Source organism: Halostagnicola alkaliphila (assembly GCF_055379965.1).
On record NZ_AP043824.1, the window covers coordinates 36879 to 50256 of the forward strand.

The 13378-nt window shown below is 60.3% G+C and carries 15 protein-coding genes; 10 read left to right on the forward strand and 5 right to left on the reverse strand.

What is annotated here, in order from left to right; genetic code table 11:
• Nucleotide 1: 1 nt before the first annotated feature.
• Nucleotides 2-922 (reverse strand): 1,2-phenylacetyl-CoA epoxidase subunit PaaC, encoded by a 921-nt coding sequence (locus ACZ5C7_RS00165; RefSeq protein WP_464374375.1) that lies wholly within the window; start codon nt 920-922, stop codon nt 2-4.
• Nucleotides 923-1186: 264 nt separating this feature from the next.
• On the opposite strand from ACZ5C7_RS00165, the gene ACZ5C7_RS00170 reads away from it, so the two are divergent.
• A complete protein-coding gene (locus ACZ5C7_RS00170; RefSeq protein WP_464374376.1) occupies nt 1187-1684 on the forward strand; it encodes a GNAT family N-acetyltransferase in 498 nt (165 codons plus the stop codon).
• A gap of 3 nt (nt 1685-1687) precedes the next feature.
• The gene (locus tag ACZ5C7_RS00175) at nt 1688-1972 is read left to right on the forward strand and encodes a 2Fe-2S iron-sulfur cluster-binding protein (protein WP_464374377.1); all 285 of its coding nucleotides are present in this window, start codon (nt 1688-1690) and stop codon (nt 1970-1972) included.
• 448 nt (nt 1973-2420) lie between these two features.
• On the opposite strand, the gene ACZ5C7_RS00180 is transcribed toward ACZ5C7_RS00175, so the two are convergent.
• The 4 genes from ACZ5C7_RS00180 to ACZ5C7_RS00195 form a co-directional block, all read right to left on the reverse strand.
• Nucleotides 2421-2672 (reverse strand): hypothetical protein, encoded by a 252-nt coding sequence (locus tag ACZ5C7_RS00180; protein WP_464374378.1) that lies wholly within the window; start codon nt 2670-2672, stop codon nt 2421-2423.
• Complete coding sequence (locus ACZ5C7_RS00185) at nt 2659-4293, reverse strand: acyl-CoA synthetase (RefSeq protein WP_464374379.1); 1635 nt, start codon at nt 4291-4293, stop codon at nt 2659-2661. The genes ACZ5C7_RS00180 and ACZ5C7_RS00185 overlap by 14 nt, the downstream gene beginning before the upstream one ends.
• Nucleotides 4294-4466: 173 nt before the next feature.
• Nucleotides 4467-5240, reverse strand: coding sequence for a CoA-transferase subunit beta (locus ACZ5C7_RS00190; RefSeq protein ID WP_464374380.1), 774 nt, complete (start codon nt 5238-5240; stop codon nt 4467-4469).
• The gene (locus ACZ5C7_RS00195; RefSeq protein WP_464374381.1) at nt 5230-6123 is read right to left on the reverse strand and encodes a CoA transferase subunit A; all 894 of its coding nucleotides are present in this window, start codon (nt 6121-6123) and stop codon (nt 5230-5232) included. Before ACZ5C7_RS00195 ends, ACZ5C7_RS00190 begins: the two co-directional genes overlap by 11 nt.
• A 193-nt stretch (nt 6124-6316) precedes the next feature.
• On the opposite strand from ACZ5C7_RS00195, the gene ACZ5C7_RS00200 reads away from it, so the two are divergent.
• The 8 genes from ACZ5C7_RS00200 to ACZ5C7_RS00235 all read left to right on the forward strand — a co-directional run bounded on the left by ACZ5C7_RS00200 (nt 6317) and on the right by ACZ5C7_RS00235 (nt 13365).
• Entirely contained in the window at nt 6317-7510 is a 1194-nt protein-coding gene (locus tag ACZ5C7_RS00200) for an ABC transporter substrate-binding protein (protein WP_464374382.1), read from the forward strand.
• 117 nt (nt 7511-7627) lie between these two features.
• Nucleotides 7628-8497, forward strand: a complete 870-nt coding sequence (locus ACZ5C7_RS00205) for a branched-chain amino acid ABC transporter permease (RefSeq protein WP_464374383.1) — start codon at nt 7628-7630, stop codon at nt 8495-8497.
• On the forward strand, nt 8498-9577 hold the full coding sequence (locus tag ACZ5C7_RS00210; RefSeq protein WP_464374384.1) for a branched-chain amino acid ABC transporter permease: 1080 nt from the start codon (nt 8498-8500) through the stop codon (nt 9575-9577).
• Between the two features lie 2 nt (nt 9578-9579).
• Nucleotides 9580-10380 (forward strand): ABC transporter ATP-binding protein, encoded by an 801-nt coding sequence (locus ACZ5C7_RS00215; protein ID WP_464374385.1) that lies wholly within the window; start codon nt 9580-9582, stop codon nt 10378-10380.
• Nucleotides 10367-11131: an ABC transporter ATP-binding protein gene (locus tag ACZ5C7_RS00220; RefSeq protein ID WP_464374386.1), complete on the forward strand. Its 765-nt coding sequence runs from the start codon at nt 10367-10369 to the stop codon at nt 11129-11131. The genes ACZ5C7_RS00215 and ACZ5C7_RS00220 overlap by 14 nt, the downstream gene beginning before the upstream one ends.
• Nucleotides 11132-11156: 25 nt before the next feature.
• On the forward strand, nt 11157-11966 hold the full coding sequence (locus ACZ5C7_RS00225; RefSeq protein ID WP_464374387.1) for an enoyl-CoA hydratase/isomerase family protein: 810 nt from the start codon (nt 11157-11159) through the stop codon (nt 11964-11966).
• 54 nt (nt 11967-12020) lie between these two features.
• Nucleotides 12021-12500, forward strand: coding sequence for a VOC family protein (locus tag ACZ5C7_RS00230; RefSeq protein WP_464374388.1), 480 nt, complete (start codon nt 12021-12023; stop codon nt 12498-12500).
• Complete coding sequence (locus tag ACZ5C7_RS00235) at nt 12490-13365, forward strand: enoyl-CoA hydratase/isomerase family protein (RefSeq protein WP_464374389.1); 876 nt, start codon at nt 12490-12492, stop codon at nt 13363-13365. Before ACZ5C7_RS00230 ends, ACZ5C7_RS00235 begins: the two co-directional genes overlap by 11 nt.
• The last annotated feature ends 13 nt before the right edge of the window (nt 13366-13378 follow it).

The window sequence follows — 13378 nt, forward strand, 5'->3', positions numbered from 1 at the left end:
GTTATCCCTCGAGCTCGACTTTGCCGGACTGGACCATGTTCACGTACTTTTCGTTGGCGGGCCCGCGCGAGCGCCACCGGTCCATGACGTCGGACCACGAAATCGGTTCGTCGAAGCGCCACTCCTTATTGGCGGCGTCGAACGCGACCGGAAGGTCGTACTCGAGGACGTATTCGTCCCGGTCCTCGCTGTAGTGAGCCGGCACGTCGAGTTCGAGTTCGTCCATGAGCGGGAGCGTCCGCGAGAGCCAGTCCTGACGGAGTTCGTCGTTGGACTTGCCCTTGATGCGGTACTCGAGTTGGTCGTCGTGTTTTTTCTTGTCGTCGGGCATGCCGAACCACTCGACGCCCATCGGGAACATCCAGTCGATCGCTTCCTGTAGATATTGTTTGGTCTTCTCGCTGTTGTTCGCGAGTCGACGCATCCAGGTTTCGCCATGACGGAGGTGAAACTGTTCTTCCTTGCTCACTTTCGTCAGCGCGCGCTTCCACGGTGCGTAGGAGGTATTCTCGTGAATATCGCTGAGGAGCACGATACCCGCACGGTCGAATATCCCGTGAGCCGTGACGAGTTCGGCGAAGTTGTCGATATGCTGGTCGAACCCGTACGTGTTACGGAACTCGTGCGGTTCTCGTTCGTAGATGAGTTCCTCTCGATCCTCGCCGAGGTCCTCGAGCAGGCGATAGGCGATGTGGCCGTGGCCGAGTTCGTCCTGGATAACGCTGATACACGACGCGCGTGCGTCGAGCGAGGGTGCGTTGAGCGACTGGTCGTAGTAGGCGGGTGCGCTCATCAGCTCCGTATCGCCGGAAACCAACAGGATCTGTTTGAGGGCCTGTTTGTACCCGTCGGTCATCTCGTCGGTCGATTCGATCATCTTTCCGTTCTGGAGGTCGTTCTTGAATTGCTTTTCCGTGGGCATAGCTCGTTTCGTCCAACTATCCGTTGACACCCCAGGGTTATAATTGTTTTCTGTATACGCTTGGTGTATTTTCCGGCAGAATTACCGTCGGTATTCACCTGTTACTACGCCCGCCTGACCGCTACGACCGTTCGACGTTCACGACGCGCCACAACCGCGACTGATTCGGCGGAGTAACAGACCGACTCAAACCGGCAACATATGTCTGGGGTTCGAAATCTTCTAGCAGTGCCTTTTTTGGTAGTCCAACTCAGACAGTAGTACATGTCGTACGATATACGCCAAGCGAGTGCCGAAGACGGCGAGGAACTCCTTGAACTCTGGCACGGGTTTACTGAGCACCTCTCGAAATACGACGAGCGATATCAACACAAAGAGAGCGCGAACGACCGATGGCTCCAGTACTTCGAAAGCCAACTGCTCGAGTCGAAATACGGAACGGTGATCGTCGCCGAACACGAACCGTCCGGAGATCTCGTCGGCGTGCTCGAGGCGCGTATCATGGGGAATCATCCAATCTTTCGCCTGCAGAACCACGGATACATTAACGGTCACTTCGTCTCGGAAGGGCACCGCGGGAACGGCGTCGGTACCGCGCTCCTGGAGGAAGTTCACGAGTGGTTCTCCCAGTCCTCGAAGGACGTCGACTTTTACCGCGTCGACACCATCGACGGCGACGAGCAGTCGCAGGGATTCTACGAGTCCGAGGATTTCGACCCCGTCGAACACGTCTTCGAAAAATCGATCGATCAGGACCACTGAACTATGGTCGAGAGTTACACAGTCGAGTTTGTCGACGAGGGGCGGACGATCGAAGTACCGGCGAACAAGCCGGTGCTCGAGGCGGCGGAGGAAGCGGGACTCGCGCCTCCCTACCAGTGTCGAATGGGCGTCTGTGGGGTCTGTTGTGGCATGGTCGTCGAGGACGGTGAGGTCGAACAGACGGAGGGGATGTTCCTCTCCGAGAACGAGAAAGAAGAGGGGTACGCGCTGACCTGCATCGCGAAGCCGAGGTCCGACCTTCGCATTCGGACCGACGAAAGCCCCTGACAGAACGTCTCGAAATCCGTTTTCGGTGGGCACCGAACGATAGTCGTGACGCCGGTGAGCGAAACCATTTGTTACGTGCCCGTTCGTCATCGCACTCCGTCGTCAGCTCGTCGTTCATCACCGATTGTATACGTATAGCGTATACGCAGTTTGTCTACGGAGAGATCAGCCCTCGCACTACTATCGGATCGGCGGTTCGCTCGGTATCCTCACACGAATCGAGGATGATACTAGTTGTTTACATCCATACACCTGTAATTACATTGGTGACAAGAGACATGATTACTAAACGCGTACCACGTTATCAGCTAGCATGATCAAAAACTATCCGCCTCAGGCAGTGTAACCCGAATATACGGCCCCCGTATACGGTAACCGAATACGTACTCTGTATTCTCGACTATATCCTGCCGTCTCGCCCAGATATCTCCGGTACCGGTGGGTGAGTTCAGTACTCCCGGGAACCACAAGCGTTGCAACGATCCTCAGCGAGAAAGAGCGCACAGACGCCTTCGAACTGCCGGAAGGAGACCGGTCGTGGCCCAATCGAGCGGATGAAGATGGCGACCGTAACCGACCGATCGACGAGCAGCTCCCACTGTGCTATACAGCAGCCGATTGCGAGGTGGGCGAGAACGCTACCGACACAGTAAGTGCTGCTTGCCCTATCGATGTCGCCGTCGAGGTTACTGGCGCTCACGATCGCGCAGTTCGGTTCGGCGAATCTTCCCCGTTTCCGTACGGGGGAGCGTTTCCATGAACTCGACCGCTCGCGGGTACTTATACGGCGCGAGGGTGTTCTTCACGTGATCCTGAATTTCGGCGACGAGATCGTCTCCTCCCGTCGCGTCTTCGGTCAGGACGACGAACGCTTTTACGATCTCACCGCGTTCTTCGTCCGGACTCGCGGTTACGGCGACCTCCGAGACGGAGTCGTGTTCCTGGACGACGGCTTCGACCTCCGGGCCGGGGATGTTGTACCCGCTCGAGATGATGAGATCGTCGCTGCGTGATTTGTACTCCAGTCGACCGTCCTCGCGCTGAACGAAGATATCTCCCGGAACCGACCAGCCGTCTTCGACCGCCTCGAGTTGCTTCTCCGGACGGTTCCAGTACTCGATACCGGTCGGGCCGCGGACGGCGAGCAGTCCGGCCTCGCCTCGAGAGAGTTCCTCACCCGTGTCGGGGTCGATAATCTTGCACTCGTAGCCCGGCACCGGGAATCCGGTCGCGCTGGGATCGATCTCCTCGTCGTGGCGATGACTGATGAAGATGTGAAGCATCTCCGTGGTCCCGATGCCGTCCAACAGCGGAATTCCGTACTCGTCTTCGAAGCTCTCGAAAGTCGTCGGGGTCAGCGGTTCGCCCGCGCTGAGTCCGACTCGAAGTGACGAAGTGTCGTACTCCGTTGGGCCGTCGGGATGTTGGGACAGAATTTGATTGAATCCCGTCGGAATCGAACAGAGGACCGAAACGCCGTGATTTTCGACGGCCTCGAGGAGGTCGCCAGGTGAGGCGTCTTCGACCAGACTCGTGCTCGCGCCGAACCGGAGGGGGAACGTAACCAGGTCGCCGTAGCCGTACGCGAACGGGAGCGGCGGGTTACCGCCGAAAACGTCATCCTCCGTCGGCTCCAGACAGTACCGCGCGTAGGTGTCCGCGGATGCCAACACCTGCCGGTGAGTGTGCACCGCACCCTTCGGTCGACCCGTCGTCCCGCTCGTGTAGAGCATCAACGCGAGATCCTCGCGGTCGGTTTCGTAGGGCTCGAGTTCCTCGCTCCCTGCCTCGAGGAGGTCGTCGTACCCGTGATAGCCGTGCTCGACGCCGTTTCGCTCGGCGACGACGACGTTCTCGACGGTTTCGAGTTCGGGGAGCGCGTTTTCGACTTCCCCGAGGAGGTCGTCGTACACGATGACCGTCGTCGCTTCGGCGTTGTTGATGATGTACTCGAGTTCTTTGGCCCGCAGGAGTTTCATCGACGGCAGTGCGACGGCGCCGATCTTTTGAATGGCAAGACACGAGACGACCGCCTCCGGTCGGTTCGGGAACCGGACGACGACTCGATCGCCGGCTTCGACACCTGAATCACGGAGGGCGTTCCCCAATCGGTTCACCCGCGACTGTAACTCCTCGTAGGTGATCGTTCGATCTTCGAAGCGAATCGCAACGGTATCACCGCGGCCCTCTCGAACGTGCCGATCGAGTAGCTCGTCGACGACGTTCAGCTGCTGGGGGTAATGGGCCTCCGGGACCGGATAAATGTAATCCGGGGCGTTCTCCTCGTCTGGTAGAGACTCAGTTGAGACGTTGGGCTGCATGTACGATTAGTTCATCATAGCTTAAAATGATATACCTAACGGTTCTTCTCTCCAGAAAGAGGATGGAAGTTACGAGTGTGAAGAAACGTTGAACGACCGATCACGGAGTACCCGTTTCGGCGACAGCGTGACGGGAGTCCTCGGGTCCCGGTTCAGGATCGTTCGGCCGCCGATCAGGTCCAGAACCCGTCGGGATCGAACGTTCGAATCAACTCGAGTTCCTCCGTCGTCGGGTCCACCGTCGTCGTCACGGGTCCCTCGCCGATATCTTCGGCCGTGTTCATCTCCCAGGGGAAGTCGGCGACGACCTCCGCCTCGCTAACACCGGGGTGCAGGCTTCGGAGATACAGTTCGCCGCCGTCGTCGAACCCGAACGTCGCCTTCGAGGTCACGAGTGCGCTCGGGCCACCGCCGGCCCGGGGATGGGTATCCCGACCGCTCCCGTCGCTCGAGTGGCCGGGGCTGGTTACGTAGTTCACTTCCTCGACGAAGCGACGGGGTTCGTGGGGCATGAGCAACACCGTTCGATCTGCCATGCAAGCGATATCACAGGCACCGCCGCTTCCGGGGAGTCGAATCTCCTGCTCGCCGCCCTGAACCCAGGTCGTGTTCACGTTACCGTACCGATCGATTTCCGCGCCACCCAGGAAGCCGACGTCGACATCCCCGCGCTGGAGGCGGGACATAATATCGATCATTCCCGTCGTCGACACGGCTCGATTCAGGTTCGGGAGGTCACACATCGTGTGGATGAACCCGTCCGCGGGAGAGTCCCGCACGACACCGCTTTCGTACACCGCCATCGAATTCGGGGCGTGGGTGCTGACCGCGACCTGAAACGCGATCAACGGCAGTCGCATTCCGACGAACGCCGTGTCGCCGTCGTCGATTTCGCTCGCGGCGGCGGTGACCATCAACTCGCGATCCGTGTACGATTCACTGGCCATACTGCACCTCCGCGGCGATGGTCGGCTCGGTTATCCCGAGCTCTCGTTCGACGAGCGACTCGTATTCCTCACGATCGGAAACGCCGTACACCCACTCGTCGGCCCACTCGTCGTAGGCCGACTGCGTTTTCGTCTGGGAACTGTACTCCAAATAATACTCGTTGTCCCGGTTGTAGTAGCCTGCGACCGGCGACGGATGTGCCCCGAAGGGACACTCTGTGACGGCCGTCACCTTGTCTCGAGTGATTCCCACCCTGCTCGGGTCGCTCTTGATCACCTCGGGGTCGACGATTTCCTCGGCGGTGACGAGGACGTTTTTGGCGGCGCCGACCGCTGGTTCCGTGATTCCCGTATTCCCCCAGAGGTGAGCGTCGCCCTCGGGACTCGCACGCTGGGCGTGAACGACCGTCCAATCGGGTTCGATAGCCGGCACGAGCGCGAGTCGGTCGTCGCCGAACGGGTTGGGCTCCTCGCGGAACAGGTCGCTTCGTTCGAAGATGTCGCTTCCGAGCAACGACTTCGTCGGGAGGTAAGGGACGCCCATCGCCCCGGCTTTCAATGCGAGTGCGATACTGAAGTTAGAGTGATCCTCGACGTCGATCGTCCCGTTTTCGACGGCTTCTCTAAAGCGATACCCCGTCCCGGCACTAACGTTTCCCGCCCAGGCAGCCCGGACGCGGGAAACCGCGCCGCCGCCGATCAGCTGATCGAACAGCAGGTCGCTGATCGGTCCGATCATCGTGAGGTCGTCCGTTCCCTGCCGAAGCAGTTCGTGTCCCGCCGCGAACGGAATCGAGTGCTCGAGTGCGAGTCCGGCCGCGATCGAACTGCCCGAATCGATTCGCGAAACGGCCTCCTCGAGCGTCGCAACTTCGTTTGTCATGTAGTAGCGGATACCAAACGGAGATATTTAAATCCACGCGATAGCGATCGTCTCGTCGGTTCGACCACCTACATTAACAAAAGTTATATATACGTGTGGTGTGCACACAACTCATATGTCTCGCAGAGACGCGAATATTGCTAGCAACCAGGGGGACAGTACCACGAACCAAGGGAACGGGGGGAGATCGACGATGCTCTCACGACGAAAGTACCTGGCCGGAACGACCGCAGCAGGTATCACCGCGACGTTCGCGGGCTGTATGGGAAGCGACGACGGACTCACCGTCGGCTACGCGCTCCCGTTTACCGGAACGTACGCGTTTCTGGGAGAAAGCATCGTCAACGGCTTCGATATGTTCCTGGAACAACAGGATGGCGAGATCAACGGCGAGGAGGTCAACACCGTCCAACTCGACACGGAGGCGGATACCGACCGCGGGGTAGACGTCACTCGAGAGCTACTGGTCGAGGAGAACGTGGATGCGATCGTCGGCCCCGTCTCGAGCGCCGTCGCGATCGCGATGATGGGAATCGTCGAAGCCGAGTCGAGCGCGATCTGGCTCAACGCGAACGCGGGCGACTACCGCGTCACGGAGGAAGGGTGTCTCGATTACCACTTCCGGACGTCGTTCAACGACTGGCAGACGAGCGCTCCGCTCGCCGAGTGGGTGTACGACAACGTCGCCGACAACGTCTGTCTCGCCTACGCGGACTACGCGTTCGGGCAGAACTCCAAGGAATTCTTCGGCGAAGCGTTCGAAGAGGAGGGCGGCGAAATCGTCGAGGAGGTCGGCATCCCGCTCGGGACGGACAATTACTCGACGTACCTCGGCGACATCGAAGATTCCGGAGCCGACGCCGTCTACTCGTTCTTCGCCGGCGACGACGCGGTCAACTACGTCAGCGACTTCAACGACTTCGGACTGAACGAAGAGATGACCCAGACCGGAAGCGGATTCTTGCTCTCGGAGGACACCCTTCCGGCCCAGGGAGACGCCGCCGAGGGGATGTACTCGCTTCTCCACTACACGACGACCCAGGACACGGAACGGAACCGGGAGTTCGTGGATAACTACAGCGAAATGTACGACCACGAGTCGGCGAACGTCTACGCCTGTCAAGGATACGACTCGGCTCAGGCCTTCAGCGCCGCAGTCGAGGAAACTGGCGGCACCGATCCGGACGAGATGGCCGACGCGCTCGCCGGAATGGAACTCGACAGTCCGCGCGGGCACTTCCAGTTCAATCCAGATACCCACGAGGCCATCCACGACATGCACATTCGGGAAGTCGTCGAAAGCGACGACGAGGACTTCGAGGTCGAAAACGAAGTTATCGACACGATCGAGATGGTCGAAGGACCGGACTGGGGTTGCAGTCTGTAACAAACATGATTTCGGAACTACCACGCCGTCTCGAGCGGAAACGACGGTCCGAAAACGCTCTGACGAAGAGCAGCCGGGACCGGTTCGAGAACGTGACTCGAGGAGAAACACCAACACATGGTTGAATCGATTATCCGCGCGACGTTACTCGGGCTCCAGTTAGGGATGACGCTCGCGCTCATCGCGGCGGGACTGACCCTCATCTTCGGGATGCTCGACGTGATCAACTTCGCCCACGGAGCCCTGTTCATGCTCGGGGCCTATCTCGGGACGGTTATCGCCGGACAGTTCGGAAGCTTCTGGCTGGCGTTACTGCTTGCCCCCCTCATCGTCGGCGTTATCGGCGCGGCTATCGAGATCCTGTCGCTTCGACCACTGTACGGGCGAAACCCGCTCTATCACATCCTCCTGACGTTCGGGATCGCGATCATGATACAGGGGGCGATCCTCCAGATATGGGGCGGCCAATCGAGACAGATTTCGGTCCCCGAGATCCTCTCGGGATCGGTCCCGATCGGCCCAGTTAACTACCCGTTGTACTGGCTGTTCGTGTTCGTTTTCAGTACCGTCCTGATCGGACTCGTCTGGATCGGCATCGAACGGTCGAACCTTGGAATCCTGATGCGCGCAAGCGCACACGACACCGAAATGGTGAACGCGCTCGGCATCGACGTCTCGAAGGTGTTTACCGGCGTGTTCGTGTTCGGAGCCATCCTCGCCGGCGTCGCCGGGGTGCTTTTGAGCGGAACGCAATCCGTTCACCCGGGAATGGGGTTCGGAATCATCATCGAAGCGTTCATCATCGTCGTTATCGGCGGACTCGGGAGTTTCCGCGGCGCGGTGTACAGCGCGTTACTAATCGGGCTCGTCAGCGCCTACGGCGCGCTGATCGCGCCGACGCTGACCGAACTGTTCCTGTTCCTGTTGATGGCAGTCGTTCTCATGATCAAACCGAGCGGGCTCTTCGGAGCCACGGAGGCAGCGTAGATGAAAGCAGTAACCGAATTCTTCGAACGAAGTTCGCCCTCGCGAACGGGAAACCGACTCCTCTCGAGTCAGGGGAGATTCGCGCTGGTCATCGCGATTGCCGTGCTCGCCATCGCAGCACCGATCGTTCAGATGATCCACCCGTTCTGGTTGAACCTCATGGTCCGAATGATGATCTTCGCGCTGTTGGCGTTGAGTCTTGACTTCGTCTTCGGCTACGCGGGGTTGCTTTCGTTCGGTCACGCCGCGATGTTCGGGGCGGGCGGCTACGCCGCCGCGATCGTGATCACCGAGGTTACGCCACACGCTCTCGTCGTGTTACCCCTCGCCGTCGTCTCGGGCGTCGTGATCGCGGCCCTTATCGGCTGGCTGAGCGTTCGGGCTCGGGGGATTTACTTCGCAATGCTTACCCTCGCGTTCGCGCAGATGTTCTACGTGATCGCGTTCACCGACCTTCCGGCGACGGTTCTCGGGCGCGACTCGGTCACCGGCGGCGACAACGGGCTGTACGGCATCGGGATGTACGAACTGTTCGGAATCGACTTCACGTCGACGCTCATGTACTTTTACCTGACGCTCGCACTGGTCGCTCTCTCGCTTGCAATTATCATCCGGCTCGCGAACTCGCAGTTCGGACGGGTGTTGCAGGGGATCCGCGAGAACGAAGAACGGACCGAGTTTATCGGGTACAACGTACAGCGGTACAAAGTGGTCGGCTTCGCGATCAGCGGCGGTTTCGCCGGACTCGCAGGCGGCCTGTACGTCCCGTTCCAGAGCGTCGCTCACCCGGGACTACTCCACTGGATGATCAGCGGCGAACTCATCGTCATGTTGTTGCTCGGCGGCATGGGAACGCTCTGGGGACCGATGCTCGGAGCCGGACTGGTCGTCTTGCTCGAGGAGCAACTCGCCGGCTTCGCGAGCTGGGAGATCATCCTCGGCGCGATATTCGTCGGCGTCGTCATCTTCGCGCCGCGGGGACTGGCCGGAATCCTGATCTCGATCCGAGACGATCCGGGTAGTGCACTCGAGAACGCAAAACAGGCAGTTCGAAACTATCTCGAAGCGGTGAGAGGATAACTATGAGTACCACAACGACAGAGCCGAATTCCGCGACGTTCGAAGACGGTATCGTCCTCGAGACGAACGGACTCACCAAGAAGTTCGGAGCGCTGACCGCGGTGGACGACGTATCGATCGAGATCGAGTCCGGAACGATCAACTCGATCATCGGGCCCAACGGAGCCGGAAAGACGACGCTGTTCAACCTCTTTACCGGAAAGCACGAGCCCACGAGCGGTTCCATCAAATTCCGCGGCGTCGACATCGGCGGGAAAAAGCCGCACAAAATCGTCGCGGACGGCATCGTTCGGTCGTACCAGATCACGAACTTCTTCAGCGAACTAACGGCCCTCGAGAACGTCCGGCTCGCCACCCAGGCGCGCCAGACCGGCTTCCGGCCGTCAGATTTCGTTCGCCACCACGGTTCGGTCGAACAACCGATCGAGGAGGCAAGCCGCGTACTCGAACGGGTCCACTTGGCTGACGTTGCCCAGCGACCGGCCGCCAACCTTTCCTACGGCCAGCGTCGACACCTCGAGATCGCGATTTCGCTCGCGGCCGATCCCGACCTACTGTTGATGGACGAACCCACCGCGGGGATGAGTCCCGAAGAGACCAGAGAGACCGTCGAGTTGATCACGGAAATCGCAACGGACGTGACGCTCGTGCTCATCGAGCACGATATGGATATCGTCATGGACATCTCGGATCGTATCGCCGTGATGAACAAGGGATCCTTGCTCGCTCGCGGAACGCCGGCCGAGATACAGCAGGACGACCGCGTCCAGGAGGCCTACCTCGGAGGTGGTGGCCGTGACTGAATCCGACCGTGATCGAGGACGCCAACGCACCGACGGAGGCGAGTCCCTGCTGTCGGTCGAGTCGATAGACACCCACTACGGAGAGAGCCACATCCTGTTCGATCTGTCGCTGACGGTCGATCGAGGAGACGTCGTCGCGCTGGTCGGCCGAAACGGGGCCGGAAAGACGACGACGCTCCGGAGCATCATGGGACTGACCCCTGTTACGAACGGCCGGATCGTCAAAGGTAGCGAACAGATTCAGGCCCGAGAGCCCCACGAAATCCGCAAGGAGGGGATCTCGTGGGTCCCCGAGGAACGACGCGTCTTCGGCGGACTAACCGTCGAGGAAAACCTCCGACTCGCGGCCCACAGCGGCGAAAAAGAGCAGGGCGACCGATTCGAAGAGATCTACCGCCGATTCCCTCGCCTCGACGAGCGCAGAGAACAGGACGCCGGGACGATGAGCGGCGGCGAACAGCAGATGCTGGCCATCGCCCGCGCACTGTTGGGGCCCGAAACCGATCTGCTCTTGCTCGACGAGCCGTCCGAAGGGCTCGCACCGCAGATCGTCGACGACGTCGAGGACATCATTCGGGAGCTCAACGAGGACGGCGTGACGATCCTGCTCGTCGAACAGAACGCGGAGATGGCGCTCGGACTCGCGGATTACGCGTACGTCCTCGAGACGGGCGAAATCGTCCACGAATCGCCCGCCGAAGCGCTGGCGAGCGATCGCGAAGCGATGGAGTCGTACCTCGGTGTCAAATAATGGCGTTTCACAGGAGTGAATAACCGTGATCACAGAAACCGAACGCGTCCACGAGTCGGTTCGCATCGAACACCTGGGAGACGAGTCCGTCGCGCGACTCGTTCTCGAAACGAACGAAACGTCGCTGAACGTGTTCCACCCCTCGAGCGTCGAAGCGTTGGCAACCGCCGTCGAATCGCTCTCCGGCGAGGTCGACGCCATCGTCCTCTACGGCGAGCCGGTGTTTTCAGCGGGAGCGGACCTCGACGAGATCGAACAAACGCCACAGGAGATGCGATCGGCGAAAATCGATACGATCGCCGGTGCGTCGAATCGGTTTATCCGATCCGTTCGAAGCTTCCCGGCACCGGTTATCGCGGGCGTCACCGGCGTCGCCGCGGGCGGCGGGCTCGGGTTCGTCCTCGCGTCGGATCTCGTCTACATGCACGAGGACGCCGTCCTCAACACGGGCTACGCTCGAGTGGGCCTCACCCCCGATAACGCGGCCCCGTTCTTCCTCGTCAAGACCGTCGGACCGTACAAAGCCCGCGAGCTGTTTTTCGATCCGGAACCGATCACGGCGCGCGAAGCCGTCGACCTCGGGCTGGCGAACGAGTGTTTCGACGGCCCGGAAGCGACGTTCGTCGACAGGGTTACCGAACGGGCGATCGGGTACGCTAACGGTCCGACGGAGACCTACGCCCGGACGAAGGAACTCGTCGACACCGTCTTCGAGGGCCACCTCGATCAACACTTAGAGGAAGAACGAGCCGCCATCAAACGGATGAGCGATTCGGACGTCTTCGACGAAGGGTTGTCGGCGTTCCTCGAGAATCGCCAGCCCGATTGGGAGTAGGGATTTTCGCCGACGGGAATCTCTTTGTGTACGGGTAGTCTATACGAGTGTGTAATGACAGCACACGACGTTCCGATTCGGGTCGACCACGTCGGAATCGCCATCGATTCGATCGAGACTGGCGAACCGTTTCTCGAGGCGCTCGGCTGTGAGAAGATACTCGAAGAGCCGGTCGACGACGAGTTCAAATGGGCCTACTACGAACTCGGCGACGCCTCGCGGATCGAACTCATCGCGCCGATCGCCGAGGACACGTTTTTGACGAACTACCTCGAGGAACACGGACCGGGACTCCACCACGTGACCCTCGAGGTGGCCGATATCGACGAGATCATCGGGGCGCTCGAGGACGAAGCGATTCGAGTCGTCGACTACACGGAACGAGACGACTGGACGGAAGCGTTCGTTTCGCCGGCGAACCCGACCGGCACGCTGTTTCAACTCATGGAGTACCACGACAGCTACGTCGAAACCCGTAGTGGGGCCGAGAACCCCTGTATCGGGGGTGCTCGCGTCGGTAGCGATGGACGGTGAGCGAGGAGATAGTCGTCTCACTCACGGACTCGAGTACGCGGCCGGAGAGACAATAGAATCAAAACGGTTGGGAGCCAAACGGGTGGGTATGGAATTCGAAACGCTCGAGGTATCCGTCGAAGATGGAATCGCGACCGTTCGGCTCGACAACGATCCGGTGAACGCGATCGATCAACAGATGCGCCACGAACTGGCCGAAGCGGTCGACGTGCTCCGCGAGGACCGCGTTCGGGTCGGCGTGTTCACCGGGGCCGACGACGTCTTTTCGGTCGGCGCCGACGTCGGCCTCTTCGAGGAAGCACAATCGTGGACGACCGCGGAGTTTCGATCGAACTCTCGTATCCTCGGGAGGGCCTTCGAGGGACTCGAGGAGATCGAAAAACCCGTTCTCGCGGCGCTAGACGGAACGTGCGTCGGCGGCGGGCTCGAACTCGCGCTGGCGTGTGACGTAAGGATCGCCGCCCCCGATGCGACGCTTGGCTTTCCGGAACACAATATCGGACTGATCCCCGGTTTAGGCGGCTGCTCGCGGTTCGTCACCCTCGTCGGTCCGGGGATTGCCAAAGACATGATATTCAGCGGCGAGCTCGTCGACGGCGAGCGCGCACGAGAAATCGGACTGATCGAGCGACTCGAAGCGGATCCGGAGACCGCCGCGCTCGAGTACGCCGAATCGCTCTGCGACCGCCCCCCACAGGCCGTCGGCCTGGCCAAACGCGTCGTCAACGCCGCTCGCGAGACCGATACGCAGACGGCCGGCTTGCTCGAATCCTACGCCCAGAGCACCCTCCTCGAGACGGCGGATCACCGGGAGGGGATTCGAGCGTTCCGAGAGAAGCGCGATCCCGAATTCACGGGAGAGTAACTACCGGCGTAAA

Coding starts and splice junctions, on each gene's coding strand:
- ACZ5C7_RS00165 (WP_464374375.1), bottom strand. CDS start 922: ATGCCCACGGAAAAGCAATTCAAGAACGACCTCCAGAACGGAAAGATG.
- ACZ5C7_RS00170 (WP_464374376.1), top strand. CDS start 1,187: ATGTCGTACGATATACGCCAAGCGAGTGCCGAAGACGGCGAGGAACTC.
- ACZ5C7_RS00175 (WP_464374377.1), top strand. CDS start 1,688: ATGGTCGAGAGTTACACAGTCGAGTTTGTCGACGAGGGGCGGACGATC.
- ACZ5C7_RS00185 (WP_464374379.1), bottom strand. CDS start 4,293: ATGCAGCCCAACGTCTCAACTGAGTCTCTACCAGACGAGGAGAACGCC.
- ACZ5C7_RS00190 (WP_464374380.1), bottom strand. CDS start 5,240: ATGGCCAGTGAATCGTACACGGATCGCGAGTTGATGGTCACCGCCGCC.
- ACZ5C7_RS00195 (WP_464374381.1), bottom strand. CDS start 6,123: ATGACAAACGAAGTTGCGACGCTCGAGGAGGCCGTTTCGCGAATCGAT.
- ACZ5C7_RS00200 (WP_464374382.1), top strand. CDS start 6,317: ATGCTCTCACGACGAAAGTACCTGGCCGGAACGACCGCAGCAGGTATC.
- ACZ5C7_RS00205 (WP_464374383.1), top strand. CDS start 7,628: ATGGTTGAATCGATTATCCGCGCGACGTTACTCGGGCTCCAGTTAGGG.
- ACZ5C7_RS00210 (WP_464374384.1), top strand. CDS start 8,498: ATGAAAGCAGTAACCGAATTCTTCGAACGAAGTTCGCCCTCGCGAACG.
- ACZ5C7_RS00215 (WP_464374385.1), top strand. CDS start 9,580: ATGAGTACCACAACGACAGAGCCGAATTCCGCGACGTTCGAAGACGGT.
- ACZ5C7_RS00230 (WP_464374388.1), top strand. CDS start 12,021: ATGACAGCACACGACGTTCCGATTCGGGTCGACCACGTCGGAATCGCC.
- ACZ5C7_RS00235 (WP_464374389.1), top strand. CDS start 12,490: ATGGACGGTGAGCGAGGAGATAGTCGTCTCACTCACGGACTCGAGTAC.